This window comes from Providencia sp. LY12 (genome assembly GCF_057621555.1).
In genome coordinates this window covers 1971910-1988921 of the sequence record NZ_CM172594.1, presented here as the reverse complement: position 1 = coordinate 1988921, position 17012 = coordinate 1971910, and the positions used below count along the sequence as shown (strand labels likewise).

At 43.3% G+C, this 17012-nt stretch carries 16 protein-coding genes; 9 read left to right on the top strand and 7 right to left on the bottom strand.

Going from position 1 to position 17012, the window contains the following annotated elements; all coding sequences use genetic code 11:
* Window positions 1–74: 74 nt before the first annotated feature.
* From ACY3ZI_RS09465 to ACY3ZI_RS09455, 3 genes are read left to right on the top strand one after another with little or no spacing between them, the layout of a single operon-like run.
* A complete protein-coding gene (locus tag ACY3ZI_RS09465; protein WP_487377263.1) occupies window positions 75–2870 on the top strand; it encodes a xanthine dehydrogenase family protein molybdopterin-binding subunit in 2796 nt (931 codons plus the stop codon).
* Window positions 2867–3418, top strand: coding sequence for a (2Fe-2S)-binding protein (locus ACY3ZI_RS09460; RefSeq protein WP_036954690.1), 552 nt, complete (start codon window positions 2867–2869; stop codon window positions 3416–3418). The genes ACY3ZI_RS09465 and ACY3ZI_RS09460 overlap by 4 nt, the downstream gene beginning before the upstream one ends.
* Window positions 3415–4650: a c-type cytochrome gene (locus tag ACY3ZI_RS09455; protein WP_487377257.1), complete on the top strand. Its 1236-nt coding sequence runs from the start codon at window positions 3415–3417 to the stop codon at window positions 4648–4650. Before ACY3ZI_RS09460 ends, ACY3ZI_RS09455 begins: the two co-directional genes overlap by 4 nt.
* A gap of 80 nt (window positions 4651–4730) precedes the next feature.
* On the opposite strand, the gene ACY3ZI_RS09450 is transcribed toward ACY3ZI_RS09455, so the two are convergent.
* The gene (locus ACY3ZI_RS09450; protein ID WP_211885411.1) at window positions 4731–5732 is read right to left on the bottom strand and encodes an acyltransferase family protein; all 1002 of its coding nucleotides are present in this window, start codon (window positions 5730–5732) and stop codon (window positions 4731–4733) included.
* 294 nt (window positions 5733–6026) lie between these two features.
* On the opposite strand from ACY3ZI_RS09450, the gene ACY3ZI_RS09445 reads away from it, so the two are divergent.
* Window positions 6027–6485, top strand: a complete 459-nt coding sequence (locus ACY3ZI_RS09445) for a hypothetical protein (protein WP_249215384.1) — start codon at window positions 6027–6029, stop codon at window positions 6483–6485.
* Between the two features lie 118 nt (window positions 6486–6603).
* Here the strand turns inward: ACY3ZI_RS09445 and ACY3ZI_RS09440 are convergent, their stop codons facing one another.
* On the bottom strand, window positions 6604–7128 hold the full coding sequence (locus ACY3ZI_RS09440; RefSeq protein ID WP_051422784.1) for an Lrp/AsnC family transcriptional regulator: 525 nt from the start codon (window positions 7126–7128) through the stop codon (window positions 6604–6606).
* A 151-nt stretch (window positions 7129–7279) separates the two neighbouring features.
* Between ACY3ZI_RS09440 and ACY3ZI_RS09435 the strand changes: the two genes are divergently transcribed.
* Window positions 7280–7891, top strand: a complete 612-nt coding sequence (locus ACY3ZI_RS09435) for a LysE family translocator (protein ID WP_211885409.1) — start codon at window positions 7280–7282, stop codon at window positions 7889–7891.
* Between the two features lie 46 nt (window positions 7892–7937).
* Here the strand turns inward: ACY3ZI_RS09435 and ACY3ZI_RS09430 are convergent, their stop codons facing one another.
* A complete protein-coding gene (locus ACY3ZI_RS09430; RefSeq protein WP_036954705.1) occupies window positions 7938–9356 on the bottom strand; it encodes an aminotransferase-like domain-containing protein in 1419 nt (472 codons plus the stop codon).
* Between the two features lie 244 nt (window positions 9357–9600).
* Here ACY3ZI_RS09430 and ACY3ZI_RS09425 point away from each other — a divergent pair, with 244 nt between their 5' ends.
* The 4 genes from ACY3ZI_RS09425 (at window position 9601) to ACY3ZI_RS09410 (ending at window position 13068) form a co-directional block, all read left to right on the top strand.
* A complete protein-coding gene (locus ACY3ZI_RS09425; protein WP_036954708.1) occupies window positions 9601–10938 on the top strand; it encodes a cytochrome ubiquinol oxidase subunit I in 1338 nt (445 codons plus the stop codon).
* Window positions 10928–11938 carry a cytochrome d ubiquinol oxidase subunit II gene (gene cydB / locus ACY3ZI_RS09420; RefSeq protein ID WP_036954711.1) on the top strand — a complete coding sequence of 337 codons (1011 nt, stop codon included), beginning with the start codon at window positions 10928–10930 and terminating at the stop codon, window positions 11936–11938. Before ACY3ZI_RS09425 ends, cydB begins: the two co-directional genes overlap by 11 nt.
* The gene (locus tag ACY3ZI_RS09415; protein WP_071992173.1) at window positions 11895–12074 is read left to right on the top strand and encodes a DUF2474 domain-containing protein; all 180 of its coding nucleotides are present in this window, start codon (window positions 11895–11897) and stop codon (window positions 12072–12074) included. Before cydB ends, ACY3ZI_RS09415 begins: the two co-directional genes overlap by 44 nt.
* Window positions 12075–12228: 154 nt before the next feature.
* The gene (locus tag ACY3ZI_RS09410) at window positions 12229–13068 is read left to right on the top strand and encodes a siderophore-interacting protein (protein WP_108478222.1); all 840 of its coding nucleotides are present in this window, start codon (window positions 12229–12231) and stop codon (window positions 13066–13068) included.
* Window positions 13069–13139: 71 nt separating this feature from the next.
* On the opposite strand, the gene phoH is transcribed toward ACY3ZI_RS09410, so the two are convergent.
* The 4 genes from phoH to ACY3ZI_RS09390 all read right to left on the bottom strand — a co-directional run bounded on the left by phoH (window position 13140) and on the right by ACY3ZI_RS09390 (window position 16974).
* Window positions 13140–13925: a phosphate starvation-inducible protein PhoH gene (gene phoH, locus ACY3ZI_RS09405; RefSeq protein ID WP_036954719.1), complete on the bottom strand. Its 786-nt coding sequence runs from the start codon at window positions 13923–13925 to the stop codon at window positions 13140–13142.
* 486 nt (window positions 13926–14411) lie between these two features.
* Window positions 14412–15377: an endonuclease gene (locus tag ACY3ZI_RS09400; RefSeq protein ID WP_148444747.1), complete on the bottom strand. Its 966-nt coding sequence runs from the start codon at window positions 15375–15377 to the stop codon at window positions 14412–14414.
* Window positions 15378–15700: 323 nt separating this feature from the next.
* Window positions 15701–16162 (bottom strand): threonine/serine exporter, encoded by a 462-nt coding sequence (locus tag ACY3ZI_RS09395; RefSeq protein WP_080675670.1) that lies wholly within the window; start codon window positions 16160–16162, stop codon window positions 15701–15703.
* Complete coding sequence (locus ACY3ZI_RS09390) at window positions 16162–16974, bottom strand: threonine/serine exporter family protein (RefSeq protein ID WP_211885394.1); 813 nt, start codon at window positions 16972–16974, stop codon at window positions 16162–16164. Before ACY3ZI_RS09390 ends, ACY3ZI_RS09395 begins: the two co-directional genes overlap by 1 nt.
* Between the last annotated feature and the right edge of the window lie 38 nt (window positions 16975–17012).

Genomic DNA, 17012 nt, shown 5'->3' with positions numbered 1-17012 from the left:
TATTTATATCACGAAACTAGCAATGAAATAAAAAATAATAATTGAAGCAATGAAAATAAGTGTAAGGGTATATTATGAGCAATAACCATGTCGGACTATCCCGCAGACACTTTATCAAATGTGCTGTTGTTGCGGGGATCTCTTGTTATATCGCCCCTTTGTATAGCCGAGCTTTTGATGTGCTATTCGAGGAAAAAATTCTTCAGGCTCCCGACTGGAACCCTGTCGATAAAAAAATCAAATTCCGAATTGATGGCTATGCCAAAGTGCAAGGTGAAAAAGTCTTTGCAAGAGATATTCGAGCCCGCGATATCCCTCACTGGCCCAAACAACAAGGACACGCCTTTCTTCTACGCGTCACCCAAGCCGATAAAATCTACGAAGGTTTTAATCTCGAACGACTTAATGATGGCTTAATGCCTGACCGTATTGTTACTGCCAGTGATTTAGAAAAAGATGGCGTTGCCTTCCCTGAGTTCTATGGTGAAGATTTACTATTACCGACAGGAAAAACCCCTGCTTACTTAGGGCAAGCCGTCGCATTACTGATTTATCATGATTTTGCCAAATTTAACTTCGCTAAAGAGACACTCAAATTCCACGATGATGTCATCCAATATGGTGCTTATACGGGACCATTACAGCGAGATCCTTGGGGAACTTATCGTGGGGTTCGTATCGGCGGAGAAACACCATTCTCACCTGATACATACTCCAGCATGAAAGATATGCCTATTTCCCCGATTGGTATGAAAAAGCATATCCCAATCTGGCCTGAAGGTCGCGAAGGTGGAAAGCTTGATCAAGAAGGCATGTATTATGCGGATGAACTCGCAAAACAGTTAGAAAACCCACCGGAAGATTGGCTGGTTATCAAGCGTAAATACTTTTCGCAATCTATTGATACCTCAGCGCTCGAACCCGATAATGCCAATGGCTGGTATGATGCAAAAACACAATCATTCCATTTAGTGATCCCAACACAGTCCCCGCAAGAAGTTGCTGCATCACTGCCAGAAATGCTCGCGAAATCTAAATTCCCAATTAAGCAAATATTCTTACACCCTTGCTTTACGGTGGGTTATGGCTCGAAAGATCACACCCCATTCCCTTATTATGGTGCGATGGCAACCCTGTATGGTGATGGCGTTCCGATCCGCCTAGCCAACGACCGTTATGAACAGTTCCAATCCACCATCAAACGCCATGCGTTTGACATGGATTATACCCTCGCCGTCAATAAGAAAACCCATAAAATTGAAGCACTTTCCGCCTCATTTATTGGGGATGGCGGCGGTCGATGTAACTTTACGCCTTCCGTTGTGATGGTTGCAGCCACTGGTGCCCAAGCCATCTACTATATTCCTCGCAGTGATTTATCGGCTGTGGGTATCGCTTCTCGCGCGGTCGATGCGGGATCTGCTCGTGGTTATGGTACGTTACAGGCCATGGCTGCCACTGACATGATCATGGAAGAAGCCGCAAAATTACTCAAAGCCGATCCTATTGAGTTTCGCCTGAAAAACATCATCAAATCAGGAATGAAAAATACCCAAGGGGCTATCCCAGGCGGCGCAATTCGTGCGGATGAAGTGCTGAGCCGTTGCGCTGAGCACCCAATGTGGAAAGAAAGAGCGAAACGTAAAGCCGAGTTTGAAGCTAAAAATGCAGGCAAATTATTTGGTACCGGCATTTCTTGCGTTCAAAAAGACTTCGGTACAGGTGCTGAATCCTCCTTTGCGCGCGTTGAACTCACCCCTGAAGGAAAAATAGCCATTTATCATAGTGGTGCGGAGATTGGTACCGGGATGTCCACATCCCAAGCCGTGGTCTGTGCCAAGTGGTTAGGTAAGCCTGCGGAAGAAGCTCATTTTTCGGTTGTGGATTGGTCAGTTCTGCCGATGATTTCGACAGGAAACCCATTTGCCATGGCGCAAGATGAACAAGAACGCCTCGCCACTAACCCGCTTTGGACACCGAATTACTGTTCCCCAGCCAGCGCCAGTAACTCCGCTTATTATTTCACCCACAGTACTGAAGAAGCCGCTCGATTAGTCTTTGAATATGGTCTGTGGCCTGCGGCAATGTCAATTTGGCAAGAAGGCATTGGTGGTGGGCAAGCAGCGCCACTCGTGGTTCGTCGTGAAGATGCCCGTTGGGTTGCCAATGGTCTCACCGCTGATGGACTAGAAGTGCTTAGCTTACAACGCTTAATCGACCGTACATTTGAGATGGGTGGTTTAACTGGCGCAGTTTGCCATGTCTTTAACCGCTGGGAATGGGCTGAAGCTGATTTCAAAATTAATGATGAAACCCGCCGCCTTCCTGTTGATGGTCTTTCCCTGCGATTTGCAGACAAAGATTATCAAGTGTGGCATCGCGAAAAAGCGTATTACCCTGATACTCAAAGAAACAATGCTGGCGTTACCTATTACAGCGCCGTCGCTACCTTATCTGAACTTGCTATTGATAAAGCCACCGGTCATGTCGAATTGCTCGACCACCACACCGTGGTTGAATGCGGAAACTTAATTGTTCCTCAATTGGTTTCAGGTCAAATTCAAGGGGGATTAGCGATGGGTATTGGTCATGCGCTCCATGAATATTTACCTCTCTACGAAGATGGACCCGGAAATGGAACGTGGAACTTTAACCGTTATCATTTACCCCTCGCGAATGATGTTGCGGTTTGGAAACAAACTAGCGAGATCCTGCCGGGGTTATCCGATACCGACCCACCAAAAGGGGTCGCTGAAGTTGTTATGATCCCTGTCGTTTCTTCCATCGTCAATGCGATTGCTGATGCAACAGGGCACCATTTCTTGAGTCTGCCTGTTCGCCCTAACGATATTCTAGAGGTATTATCATGAGCCTAAATTTTCTACCACTCACCATCAACATTAACGGTCAACAATATGGACCGATGGATGTTCCTGAAGGTCTCATGATGATTGATTTTCTTCATGAATATGTTGACCTTACGGGTTCACGACTTGGCTGCGGTCAAGGTATTTGCCACGCTTGTGTGGTGATTTTAGATAACCCATCAGGCACAAGTGAAGAAGTTCGAACCTGCATTACAGGCGCACACTTTTTCAACAATAAAAGCATTCGTACCATCGAAGGGGCTGCCACCAAAGAAGAAAATGGTGACGTTAAATTATCCCCTGTACAAGAAGCGTTTATCGACCATTTTAGTTTCCAATGTGGTTACTGCACCCCAGGCTTTGTCAATGCGGCAACGATTTTCGTTGAGGAATTGCAACGCAACCCGATTGCCGAAGAAGAGCTAGAAGAAGCCATCAAAACAGCTTTAAATAATCACATTTGCCGCTGTACGGGTTATGTTCGTTATTATGAAGCGGTACGGGATGTGGTGATGAGCACTCCGGGACTAATCAAGGAGACGATAAAATGATCAAACGTATTATTTTATGGTTGATAGCGATAGCTATTGTCGTCTGGGCGATTCTGTATTGGTATGAGAGTCGCAAACCTGACGGTCCCATGCAAAAAGTCACCGCGAGTGCCGAGGAAATTGAGCGTGGTCGTTACTTAACGCTTGCCGGTGACTGTGCAGCATGCCACACCAGTGCAAACGGCGCGCCTCTAGCGGGCGGTTTTCCTCTCGATACGCCTTTTGGCACTATTTATAGCAGTAACTTAACGCCTTCTGCTGATTATGGGATTGGTCGTTGGACAAAAGAAGAGTTCCATAAAGCATTAACTGAAGGCGTTTCACCTCCAAGCAAAAACCTCTACCCTGCGATGCCATATACCTCCTATAAAGGGATAACTCGCAGTGATTCTGACGCTATCTACAGCTATTTAATGAGCCGCCCAGCGGTAGATGTGGCACCACCAGAAAACTCACTGCCTTTCCCATTAAATCAGCGTATGGCGATGATTGGCTGGAACCTATTGTTTTTCAATGACAAACCATTGCCGAACAGCTCCCAAGGCAGTTCTCCTGAATGGGAACGAGGAAAATATTTAGTCAACGTGCTTGAACACTGCTCTGAATGCCATACTCCTAGAGGCGCACTCGGCGAAATGGAATTAGATAAGTATATGAAAGGTGGCGCATTGGGTCGTTTCACTGCCCCTGACATTACCCCTGATGCCCTCGCCGCTCGAGGGTGGACAAAAGAGGATCTCCAGCAGTTCTTTATGACTGGCTTAGCGCCGCAAGGTTCAGCCTACAGCGATATGCATCCAGTTATTTACCTCAGCACGCAACATTTAACTCCGGAAGATAATAAAGCCATTGCTACCTACCTAATGGGTGATAATCCACCAGCCACATTACCGCTCAAGATGGGTGATGGTAACGCAGCAGGTAAACAGGTTTATCTGGAAAGTTGCTCAGGTTGTCACTCCTATGATGGCAGCGGTAAACCTAATGTGGCAGTGGCGATGAAAGGTAATTCGACCCTGCGTGATGTGGACAGTACCAATCTCATTAATGCCGTATTGGATGGTTTGCCGGAGCAAGCATTCCCAAATAACCAAAACATGCAAAGCATGCCAGGTTTCGCCGACAAGCTTAACGACCAGCAAATTGCCGATTTGGTCAACTTCCTGCGAGTTCAATGGGGTGGACAGGCCGGCAATGTGACCCCTGAGCAAGTTAAAGCCTTGCGTAAATAAACCCTTTTGCTCTTAAATAAAAGCTTACCGAGATTATTCGGTAAGCTTTATTTTATAGATCCCTTCCGCTCCTAACCTTACTATTCTCTATTATTTTTCGACTTTAATTCAGGGTTTAAAAACCAATGAATAGTCGAGTTTTTGGCCAGAAATAACGCTAATGTAATGGTAAAGAGAGTGAGCAAAATTAAAAGCGGTAAACCCGCTTCAATATGGAATGAACTTAACCCAGTTAATAGTAAGAAACAGATGATCGGATGAATTAAATACACCCCCAGTGCATTATTGGCTATTTTCACAAATCGCTCAGTCGATAATGCAATACACATCACTGCGATTGAAATTAACACGCCCATTAGAAATGCAAAAACATGCTCAAAGAAATGATAAGCAAGTTGGTTTCCCCCTAAAATCTTTATTAGCTCAAATTCAATATCTACTGAGGTATAAATATAAATCGCAACCAAGGCGATTACTGCGGATACGATAAAAAATACATTTTGTCTAAGCCAAGTTATTTTTTTATCATCAAAAAAGTAAGCCATAACAAAGAATGGAAAATACTGAATAATCGCCGAAAAACCAGTAAGATCCGATAAGTATATCTTGGAGAAAAACGCAATAATGATGGATAACAGCAAGGTGATAAATATTCCCCCGCCGTTATTCTTTATAAATGAAGGCAGTAATAAAAAAATGGCTTGCCATATCGGTACCGCTAAGAAAAACCAAACACCGTTTTGAGGGAACAGTAAATATTCTTCGATAGTTAATCGGTTTGTAAAATAAAGCGGGATCGCATCTATTGTTTGAAATGTGAAATAGATAATTAAAGGTGGGATTAAATGGTCACGCCAACCTTGCCATACAATTCCTTTGCTTAAATATGCAGCAATAAAGACAAACATCGGGATTAATACCCAATCAAATATTTCAATCAATATTGAATAATCGGATTTCACGGTTGGATTAACATTTAAATAAAAATTAAAGACAATTAAAGAACTCAATATTAATTTTAATGTTTGCCAATTCGGTAAATTACGATTCTTCACCTGCATAGCAAGAGTTCCATCACGCATATTTCACCCTGTATTATCATTATTCGATTAGCACCCTCGTACTTTAAAACTACTCCTCTAATTTAACAAACGTCATTGCAATAATCTAATCCTTGCCGAAAGTCTGAGAAAATTTTTCCATTTATCTGCCACATTCGTACATTTTGTCTAATATTGACAACATACCGTGTGGAATAATCTACTTTTTAGTCATCAATACATTTAGCTTAATTTTAAATGCTAAACTCTCTCTAGAGCATCCGAATACGATGCCGATAACATCAATATTGATAACTCTTTTTTGGTAGGGATCCCATGAAACTTCGCCGTACACTACTCGCTCTAGCATTACCTGTATTAATGTCCGTTCCAGCACTGGCTGACGCCTATACAGTCACTGTTTTTCAGTGTGTAAACAAAAATAACAAACAAGTTCGCGTGACATACGTTGATGGTCAGTATCGATATGCTTTTGGAAAAATAGATGATATTCCCGATATTGAAATTGTTCGCTCACCACAACAACTCACTCAAAATTTATTAAAAACTCAAGCTGCCGATACGGATACAGGTCACGCCCAAATTATGGAGCTAGATTTTAAAAATGGGACATATGTATATACCGTTCACTCTGACTATCTAGGAACAAAACGCGCGGGTGGGGTTTATGTTTACAATAAAGGTAAATCGATTGCTTCAATCGACTGTTTACCGAATACCATTGTCGATAATCTCAGTGAACATATTTACAATCTGCCTGAGCGCCCTTATTAATATTCTCGGAGATATTACTGCTTTTGTAAGGTAATCAATACAAATCAGCAAGCTGCTCAATAATATCAATGGAGATTATTGAGCAGTATAGAGTGGTAAATAGGTGGATTTCGTAAGCTTATAAAGGAAGTGCATACGTGACTTTGACTGTCTCCATAGGTACTTCCGTTTTGATACTCTGCACACTGCTTATTTGCGTCAAATAGTCCGCGTGAAAACGACGATAAGATGCCATATCTTCCGTCACAATGCGGATCAGCGCATCACATTCACCCGCCATTAAATGGCACTCCACCACTTCCGGCATTTGCTGAATATCAGCCACAAATTGATTAATGGTTTGCGCATCTTGGGTTTTAAACCAAATGCGTGCGAACAGGGACAAACCCGCGCCAATCTTTGTACCATCCAACACCGCAACATAACGTTTGATTACGCCAGCATCTTCCAGCAACTTAACGCGTCTTAAGCAAGGTGATGGAGATAAACCAACCTCTTTTGCCAGTTCAACATTTTGGATTTTTCCATCTCGTTGCAGCACCTGCAAAATATGTTTATCAATCGCATCTAATTTGATGGCGGATGAGCTGCTATGTTCCAGCTCATGCTTTTCTGCATAATGCGAGCCAGTATTCTTTGGCATTCGAACCTCTTTTGATTTTATTTTTTGATATTAAATGTCAAATAAGCATCCATGACAAGCAACAAAACAACCAAATTTCAACGGGAAATAGCTATAATAACCAAACTTTGTTCTCTTCATAAGAAAATAATAATAAATTAGAGGTGTTTGGATGGATCTACAAACGTTATTGCTGTTTAGTGCAACTGTCATTCCTTTGATTTGCACACCAGGTCCCGATATTTTATTTATCTCATCACAAGGGTTATCAGGCGGAATCTCTGCTGCGTGGAAAGCCAATTTGGGTATTATTCTCGGCTATGTGACCCATGCCATTTTAGCGGCACTTGGGCTCGCGGCTATTGTTGCAACTTCACCAATTATCTTCCAAACCATCAAATGGGTGGGGGTCGCCTATGTTGCTTACTTAGCTGTCCGTATGCTGTTATCGGCCATGAAATCGAGAAAGATTCAAATTAATACCGTTTCCACGCAAGCTGTGATTGGCAAAGCGTTCCTCACTAGCTTCCTTAACCCTAAGGGATTACTAGTTTATTTCGCAATTTTACCTAATTTTATCCATGTTTCCGAAAGTGTTGCAATACAATCTTTAATCTTATCAGCGACTTTCATCACATCATGCATCATTATTTACGGTGCCATCGGCATGATATTCGCATCAATGCATAATCGCCAACAATATAACGATAAAAAACGTCGCATTACCGAAGGTGTTGCTGGTGGAATGTTAACCTTTGCAGCTATCGGACTTGCAAGCAGCTAAGCAACTCTTAAGGGTAAGCGCGACCTCCACGCTCACCCTATTTTCCCTATTTTAGCCCCGTTAATCGATAGCATAAACGCCCTAAAACTTGCATCGCCTGTTCAAGCCTGTCATTCCATGCAAATGATGCATTTAAGCGAAATGCATGATTGAATTGGTCGCTGGTTGAGAACATGCTCCCCGGTGCTATGCTAATCCCTTCCTTTAATGCTAATTGATACAGCTGGATGGCGTTAAATGGTGGTTCAAATTCCAACCATAAAAAATAGCCCCCTTTTGGGGTATTCACTTTAACCGTGGACGGCATATATTTAGCGATTGCGCTCAGCATTAAATGTTGCCGCTGTTCCATCGTTTGGCGAAGCTTACGCAGATGACTATCATACCCCCCTTGAGATAAGTATTCCGCGATCGCCAGTTGGGTTGGCACACTGGCCGAAACGGTGCTCATCATCTGCAAATGCTGAATTTTGCTCGCGTGATGACCTGCTGCTACCCACCCGACACGGTATCCCGGCGCTAAACATTTCGAAAATGATGAACAGTGGAAAAAGTTTCCTTGTGAATCGAGTGATTTTGCAGGAATAGGTTGCTGAGTACCAAAATAAAGCTCGCCATACACATCATCTTCGATCAACACAATTTTATGACTGTTCAAAATATTCACCAACCGCTTTTTATTGGCTGGAGGCATCGTACCGCCTAACGGGTTTTGGTAGTGCGTCATCAACCAGCAAGCTTTGATCGGGTATTTATCCGCAATATCCTCTAACGCATCAAGATCAATTCCAAATAATGGGTCAGTTTTGATGGCAATCGCTTTAAGTTTTAAGCGCTCTATCGCCTGCAAGGAACCATAAAATGCAGGAGATTCAATCACTACCCAATCACCCGGTTGAGTAACCGCTTGTAAGCTCAGCACCAATGACTCCATCGCACCTGCCGTGATCACAATTTCATCAGGGGCAACGTGGATCCCTTGCGTTGCATAGCGCTGGGCAATATTGCGACGTAGCTGTTCATTCCCCGGAGGTAAGTTAGTGGTGGTATTGGTTTTCGATAAACGACGCGCCACCGAAGCGAGAGACTTGGCTAGTTTTGGATCATCCAGTAAAGCGGGCTCTGGGAAAGCAGAGCCAAATGGGATAATATCTGGGTCTTTGCATGCTTGCAGTACACCGAAAATAGAGGCGTTAATCTCCACATTTTCATTTAGATGGAGCCCTTTTCCCCCTTTTGCGGCGGCAAATGCATTATTGCGATTTGCAACATAATAGCCAGATTGCGGGCGCGCAGCGACCCACCCCTGACTTTCCAGTAATTGATAAGCTTGTACCACCGTCATTAAGCTTAAACCCGATTGCTTAACGCTCTCTCTCAGTGAAGGTAGCCTGTCACCTACTTGCCAAATATTATCTTCAATCTGTTGACGAATTTGTGCTGCTAGCTGTTCGTATCTCGTCATTCCCGCCTCACTGTTATAGGTGATTTGCTAAAAATTGTTACTATTATAGTTTATCGTCTCATGTTCTACTTATCCACACATTCACCTGACTTTTTTTAACTATAACCACAAAACATTTTTAGTTGGATTTATGAGTGTTAACAATCCAGCGAAATCAATTATTTATTGCTAAGGAACAGCCCAAAATTGCTTCGCAATGGCTGGAAATGTGGCGTGTCGAAATCAATTCCATTCAGGGGTCAATATGTTTGGACTAACTGCGCTGGAGCTTGCCCGTATTCAATTCGCGTTTACGGTATCGTTCCATATTATCTTCCCTGCCATCACCATCGGACTTGCCAGTTTTTTGGCGGTACTCGAAGGTTTATGGCTCAAAACCCGCGATACTGACTATATAAAGCTGTTCCATTTTTGGTCAAAAGTGTTTGCTGTCAATTTCGGTATGGGGGTCGTTTCTGGATTGGTGATGGCATACCAATTTGGAACTAACTGGAGTTTCTTCTCGGATTTTGCAGGTGGCATCACCGGCCCACTCTTAACCTATGAAGTGCTCACCGCCTTCTTCTTAGAAGCTGGCTTCCTCGGTGTCATGCTATTTGGTATGAATCGCGTGGGCGAAAAGCTTCACTACTTTGCGACGTGCATGGTTGCACTCGGTACCATCATTTCAACCTTCTGGATCCTTGCATCCAATAGCTTTATGCAAACGCCTCAAGGTTTTGAAATTATCGATGGGCGAATTGTCCCTGTCGATTGGTTAGCGGTGATCTTTAACCCATCATTCCCATACCGCTTACTCCATATGACCACTGCGGCATTCTTGGCAGCGGCATTTTTTATTGGTGCATCCGGCGCATGGCATTTACTCAAAGGCAATAAATCCTCCGCCATGAAGAAAATGTTCTCCATGTCCTTGTGGTTGATCCTGATTTTAGCGCCAGTCCAAGCTTTTATCGGCGATGCTCACGGGTTAAATACCCTAAAACATCAGCCTGTTAAAGTCGCAGCAATGGAAGGTCACTGGGAAAATAAACCCGGCGAAGCCACCCCGCTGATCCTCTTCGGTATTCCAAATATGGAAAAAGAAAAAACCGAATATGCCATTGAAATTCCCTACATGGCGAGCCTGATTTTGACACACAGCACCACCAAACAGGTTCCAGCACTAAAAGAGTTTCCACCTGAAGATAGACCAAATGTGTTTATGGTGTTCTGGTCATTCCGCGTGATGGTGGGCTTAGGCATGTTAATGATTGCTGCTGGTGTTTGGGGATTATGGCTGCGTTCGCGTAAAAAACTGTATGAATCCAAACTGTTCCTGCGTTTTATGTTCGTCATGGCACCATCAGGTTTAATCGCCATCTTAGCCGGTTGGTTTACCACCGAAATCGGTCGTCAGCCTTGGGTTGTCTACGGGTTACAACGTACCGCAGATGCTGTGAGCGCCCATGGTGAAATGCACATGAGCGTGAGCTTGCTAGCCTTCTTTGTGGTGTACGGCGGCGTATTTGGGATTGGCTACATGTACATGATGAAATTAATTCGTAAAGGTATCTCCGAGGAGGCAACTCATGGGCATTGATTTACCACTAATTTGGTTTGTCATCATCGTCTTCAGTATGTTGATGTATATCGTGATGGACGGTTTTGACTTAGGTATTGGTATTTTGTACCCAGCCTTAAAAGAGAGCCAAGACCGAGATTTGATGATGAACAGTGTGGCACCTGTTTGGGATGGTAATGAAACGTGGTTAGTGCTTGGTGGTGCGGCGCTATTTGGAGCATTCCCATTAGCCTATGCTATTGTTTTAGATGCGCTATCTATTCCACTAACCTTTATGTTACTGGCATTGATTTTTCGCGGGGTCGCCTTCGAGTTTCGCTTCCGCGCCGATGAATCTCATCGCCGCCGCTGGGATCACGCCTTTATTTGGGGCTCGATTCTTACTACATTCTCCCAAGGGATTGTGATTGGCGCGTTTATTCAAGGCTTCCACGTTGAAAACCGCGTGTATATGGGCGGCTATTTTGACTGGTTCGCACCTTTCCCGCTGTTCTGTGGATTCGGTTTAGTCATAGCTTATGCTTTACTGGCATGTGGCTGGTTGATCATGAAAACGGAAGGACATCTGCGCAAAACCATGTATCGCGTGTTAACCCCATTAACACTGGTCATGTTAGCAGTGATTGGCGTTATCAGTTTATGGACGCCAATGTTAAATGACGCCGTTTATGAACGCTGGTTTAGCTTGCCAAACCTGTTTTTCTTTTTACCCGTTCCTCTATTAGTGCTCGGTTGTGTATGGTTGATTTTAAAAAGTGCCAAACGCCAACGTTACGATAGCGTGCCATTTCTTGCTGCATTAATGCTGATTTTCTTAGGATTTACAGGATTAGGCATCAGCGTTTGGCCAAGTTTAATTCCGCCAGCAATTACCTTCCGCGATGCGGCAGGTCCTTCAGAAAGCTTAGGCTTTATGCTAGTTGGCGCCCTGTTCATCATCCCTGTTATTTTGGTTTACACCTATTGGAGTTACTATGTCTTCAGAGGAAAAATTACCCCAGACCAAGGCTATCACTGATACAACTCTTCGCTCACCTTGGTGGAAGAAGCTCGGCTGGATGGCGGCAATTTGGTTAGGAAGCGTATTGGCACTATTCGCCTTTTCTTCCTTATTTAGATTGTTGATGACTGCCGCCGGCATGAAAGTGAAGTAAACTCGTTGCCGCAGCATTAAAATGCTGCGGCATATTTATAATTAGACGCTCAATAATCCTGCATCTTTTGAATAGTTTTCCTATAAACATTCATGATATGATAATGATAATAATTAACATATAATAATATTATCATTAAGAAAGGAGACGGTTAGTGGCTAGTGAACAGACTGTTGAAAAAAATATCTACCGCCCAGCGCCCCCACAGCTCATTCAAGTTAAATCCATTGTCGATATCAGCCCTTCTATTCGCAGCATCACATTTACGGGTGAAAAGTTAGCCAATTATCCAACGAAGTGTGAAGGTGGTCATCTCAAAATTTTTATTGCTCCTGACCATCAAAGCCAACCCGCGCTTCCTTTTCTCACTGAAAAAGGACGTAGCTGGCCAGAAGATAAGCCGCGCCCTTTTGTGCGCACTTACACCGTTCGCGCTATTCGCCCTGAGCTCAACGAAATCGATATTGAATTTGCCATGCACGAAGGGGTGACGGGGCCGGCTTATCTGTTTGCTCGTGATGCAAAACCGGGTTATTGGCTGGGGATCACCAACCCTGGAGGGCCAGATCCACTACTGCCTATCCGCGCACATTACTTTATGGCGGGTGATTCAAGCTCTTTACCCGCAATAGCAGCGCTACTGGAAAAAATGCCTGACACAGCAACGGGACGCGTCGTTTTACGCCTTGACCATCAAACGGATATTCGCGAGTTAACCAAACCGGCTGGTATCGAAATTGATTGGATTTGTGGAGATATTAGCCAGACTACTAATCTGATTAATACCTTTAAATCGTGGGATATTCCAGAATCCGATGTGGGCTTCTGGATTGCTGGTGAAGACCAAATTATCCGCGAATTGCGCCGTTTTATTCGCCGTGAAAAAGGTTTTGGTCGCGATGATATCTACGCAATTCCTTATTGGCGATATGGCTATGATGAGGAAGGTTATCATCATGAACGTCATGCCGTCATGGATAACCCCGACGACTAATTAAAAAAACTGCCCCTAATCTGGGGCAGTTTCATACATTAATTAGCCTGTGTAGTGGGTTAAACTAGTTATTAGTCATTGTAAGCCATCAGCGCTTTGTGACACAGCTGAGATCTTACACAGTCATCAATCGTGAAGTTGACCATCGAGACCATTTCATCGCTACTAAAACGCTGTAACGCATCCCCCAAACCTGACTGAACGCCGCTTGGTAAATCACATTGGGTTACGTCACCGTTCACAATTACCGTTACGTTCTCACCCAAACGGGTTAAAAACATCTTCATTTGAGTGACTGTGACGTTCTGCGCTTCATCGAGAATAACAATAGCATTTTCGAATGTGCGACCGCGCATATAAGCAAATGGTGCTATTTCGACTTTAGCAATCTCAGGGCGTAAACAATATTGCAGGAACGAAGCGCCTAATCGCTTCATTAATACGTCATAAACGGGTCGGAAATAAGGCGCAAACTTTTCAGACATATCCCCCGGCAAGAATCCGAGATCTTCCTCCGCTTGCAATACCGGTCTGGTCACAATGATTTTACTGATTTCCTTGTTAATCAAGGCATCCGCGGCTAACGCAGTACTAATATAGGTTTTACCGCACCCTGCCTCACCATTAGCGAAAATCAATTGTTTGTGTTTGATGGAATTAATATAGAGCTTTTGGGCTTCATTACGTGGTGTTATCGGAGTTTCATCGCGACGTTCTTTCGCCATACCTATCGGCTCAATGCCCGTAAATTCAGCGAAGGAGGTAACGTTGTTCATATCATACCTCCCTGAACGATCTTTGCGTGATGTACGTTTCATTTCACGACGTGCTTTTGTTGCAGCTTTCTGTCTACTCATAGTATTAACCCTTCCAGGTATCGATGATGTCAATTTCAGATGACGAACTATTCAAAACAGAGAGGAGCTCCCTTCAAGCTCTTGTGTAACTTAGGTTGATAATTTGGGTATAAAAAAACCGGTTAGCAATCTCATCATGTCAGTTTCATGATGGAGTGGTAACCGGTCTCGCACATTGATTAACAAACACCTAGTTCTCATTAGTTTCTCCTATACAGGCGATACTCGTAAACTAAAGAATCTGCATGACAATATTATGACAATATAAAAAATAATTCACTCGCACTATAAATATTACATTGAGCCGAATATCATCAACCTACAACGTTTCCTTATATTAAATATAGCGCGTGTTTTTTTTGAATTGCAACATTAAATTAACAGGAAATGTGTAAATTCACCTACCCATCAGATAAAATGTGAGAAATATCATATAAAAGCTGCAATAACCTATCAATACATTGCATTATTACAGCTTAAATTTGATTAGCGTGGTTTACAATTACCCGCAAGCTGATAACCTTTTGCTTGAGCATCCGCTTCATTAGCAAAGAATTCTGCATTTTTATCCGATAAGGTTTTAAAGCCAGAACAGTGGGATAAATGATATTTCTTTGAATTACGGTTACCTTTTACCTGCATCTCATTTTCCTTGTTTGGGGTAGATTGAGGTGCTGGCAGAGGAACTATTTCACTGGGCTTATCACTCATATTTAAGCCATCGCCGCTATTTTTATGCCCTAAACTCCATGTTCTTTCGCCCGTCACAAATGGGTTATGGTGCCCCATCATTTTAGCAATACGCTGGTCACGTTTTTGTTCCCATTCATCCACTGGGTACTGTTTATCCCACGCCATAAATAACTGCTGCTGTTGGCGTGACATGGATAAGTTATAACGGTCATGCATATAGAAGTAGACCCGTGCAACCTGCCCTTTTACCTCATCGCGCGGCTCAAAGATTCTCTGTTTAAAATCAATACGACTACGACATGCACCGTAAGAATAAGGCGCATTAGCAGGTAACTGACCATAACTCCAATTACTGCGGTCACCGTTCACTTCCCCAATTGAAGGCGCGAGGTTATGCATATCAGCCTCCATTCGAGAAAACACTGGGTCAGTTGAGACGCAATTTTTACGACCGCCATTTTGCCAGCACTGTCTTTGATGACCAAACACCCAAGCAGGAACGATATGTTCCCACTCAATACGCTCCGCACGGCTCTGCTGCTTGCGTACTTGGTAGCCACAGGAGGCTAAATCAACTTGTCCACCACTTTTACCTGTCCATTCCCACTCACAGCCACAGTATAGCGTTCCTTGTCCTTGATGATTTTGATCACCATAAACGAGGCTTTTACTGGACGTTTTCGCTTCAGTGAAGTTGTTCGGTGCAGCATAAACGGAAGAGATAAATAACGAGGAAAAACATACTAACGCAATGATCATGCGCGGAAAATAAAAAATCTGTTTCAAAATAACACCATTGATAGGAAAAAAAGCAATTTATTAAATACAACACGTAAGTTATTCATGCAAAAATTGCTGAATACGCTATGTATACTCGCTAGTTGAATGAAATATAAGTCTTTTTGATATCAATTGGTACTCAATTTTATTACATCAAAAGCAATATCGGAATTTGTGCAATAATATACAAAGAATAGATAACAAACTTTATTAACAAAAAGCGTTAATCACTATCAATTAACGCTTTTGCTATGACGTGGTTTACTGCTTAATGACTTCAAACAATGAAATATTCTTGAGCATCAAACACTTGGCTTTTTGCGATATAGCCATAATCCCGGTAATGAAATGCCGATAGAGAGCGCACCGACAATAAAAGATGCCCTTAAAAAGTATGTAACCAGCGTTTCCATTAACTCAGGGGTATAGCCATATTGAGAAATTTTCACCACAGAAATCATTGCGATATAAGCGCTGATCCCCGGAAACATAGGAATAACCGCTGCAACGGTAAAAACTTTTGGATGAGCCAGCCACCAACGCGACCACTGGATGCCAATCATGCCAATTAAAATCGCAGCAAGAAAACTCGCCCATTCAATTTGCAAACCCAGCGACATTAAAATCATTCGTGAACCATAACCAATCGCGCCTAATAGCCCACAATATTTCAGCGCCCTCACTGGAACATTAAACACCATTGCAAAGCCGACTGCGGGGACAGCCGCCAAGACCATTTTCTCAATTAGCTCAATGAAAAACATTAGGCCCACTCCCTCAGATTCCAAATGATCATCGCCAGTACCACGCCGATACAGGTTGCCAGCGTTAATAAGCTCGCCATCATCCAACGAGCAATCCCTGTATTCACATGGCCTTTGAACATATCTGCCACCGCATTAATTAATGGAAATCCGGGGACTAATAGCAGCACACTTGCCGCCATTGCAATGGTTTCAGTCACATTTAAATAAGGTATTTTGAGTAATAATCCCGAAACAGATGTCGCAACGAATGCTGTAATACAGAAGTTAATCAATGGGTTAATCTGGCGAGATGTTAACACTTGCCGGATATACATTGCACAGCCACTCGCCATAAAGGTGATCAGCGCACTTTCCCAACCACCGCCGTTAAGGGAACTGAAGCAAGCACAAGAAAGCGCCACCATCACCACCATTAACCAGCGGGGATAACGTAATGGTTTGATACCTGCTAATTTTTTTTGTAGCTGTTTACGATCAAGTAAATGATGCTCAACGAGGATCACCGCATGCTGAACTTCAGTCACCACATGCATATTAATGCCACGGTCAATAATCCGCCGAGTCGATGTTAAACAGCGCCCATCGATGATTGTGGTTAATACGAGTGAGTTAGATGAAATCGCACTATCTACCTGATTAGCGCCCAAAGCGATACCTAAGCGTGTTGTTAATTGCTCAACCAGCATACTCTCAGCCCCATGCTGTAATAACAGCAAACCGCATTCAATACACAGCTTTGTCATTTCTCTCTGTGTATCAACAACCTTTTCTTCTCCCTGCGTTTTTTCATCAACGATGCAATCCTTCATTCTCTCCCCCAAGGATTTGACAAAAATTCAGATATTCA

What these genes read in the sequence shown, in the direction of transcription:
- ACY3ZI_RS09465 (WP_487377263.1), top strand. Translation starts at nt 75, where the DNA reads ATGAGCAATAACCATGTCGGACTATCCCGCAGACACTTTATCAAATGT.
- ACY3ZI_RS09460 (WP_036954690.1), top strand. Translation starts at nt 2,867, where the DNA reads ATGAGCCTAAATTTTCTACCACTCACCATCAACATTAACGGTCAACAA.
- ACY3ZI_RS09455 (WP_487377257.1), top strand. Translation starts at nt 3,415, where the DNA reads ATGATCAAACGTATTATTTTATGGTTGATAGCGATAGCTATTGTCGTC.
- ACY3ZI_RS09450 (WP_211885411.1), bottom strand. Translation starts at nt 5,732, where the DNA reads ATGCGTGATGGAACTCTTGCTATGCAGGTGAAGAATCGTAATTTACCG.
- ACY3ZI_RS09445 (WP_249215384.1), top strand. Translation starts at nt 6,027, where the DNA reads ATGAAACTTCGCCGTACACTACTCGCTCTAGCATTACCTGTATTAATG.
- ACY3ZI_RS09440 (WP_051422784.1), bottom strand. Translation starts at nt 7,128, where the DNA reads ATGCCAAAGAATACTGGCTCGCATTATGCAGAAAAGCATGAGCTGGAA.
- ACY3ZI_RS09435 (WP_211885409.1), top strand. Translation starts at nt 7,280, where the DNA reads ATGGATCTACAAACGTTATTGCTGTTTAGTGCAACTGTCATTCCTTTG.
- ACY3ZI_RS09430 (WP_036954705.1), bottom strand. Translation starts at nt 9,356, where the DNA reads ATGACGAGATACGAACAGCTAGCAGCACAAATTCGTCAACAGATTGAA.
- ACY3ZI_RS09425 (WP_036954708.1), top strand. Translation starts at nt 9,601, where the DNA reads ATGTTTGGACTAACTGCGCTGGAGCTTGCCCGTATTCAATTCGCGTTT.
- cydB (WP_036954711.1), top strand. Translation starts at nt 10,928, where the DNA reads ATGGGCATTGATTTACCACTAATTTGGTTTGTCATCATCGTCTTCAGT.
- ACY3ZI_RS09415 (WP_071992173.1), top strand. Translation starts at nt 11,895, where the DNA reads ATGTCTTCAGAGGAAAAATTACCCCAGACCAAGGCTATCACTGATACA.
- phoH (WP_036954719.1), bottom strand. Translation starts at nt 13,925, where the DNA reads ATGAGTAGACAGAAAGCTGCAACAAAAGCACGTCGTGAAATGAAACGT.
- ACY3ZI_RS09400 (WP_148444747.1), bottom strand. Translation starts at nt 15,377, where the DNA reads ATGATCATTGCGTTAGTATGTTTTTCCTCGTTATTTATCTCTTCCGTT.
- ACY3ZI_RS09395 (WP_080675670.1), bottom strand. Translation starts at nt 16,162, where the DNA reads ATGTTTTTCATTGAGCTAATTGAGAAAATGGTCTTGGCGGCTGTCCCC.
- ACY3ZI_RS09390 (WP_211885394.1), bottom strand. Translation starts at nt 16,974, where the DNA reads ATGAAGGATTGCATCGTTGATGAAAAAACGCAGGGAGAAGAAAAGGTT.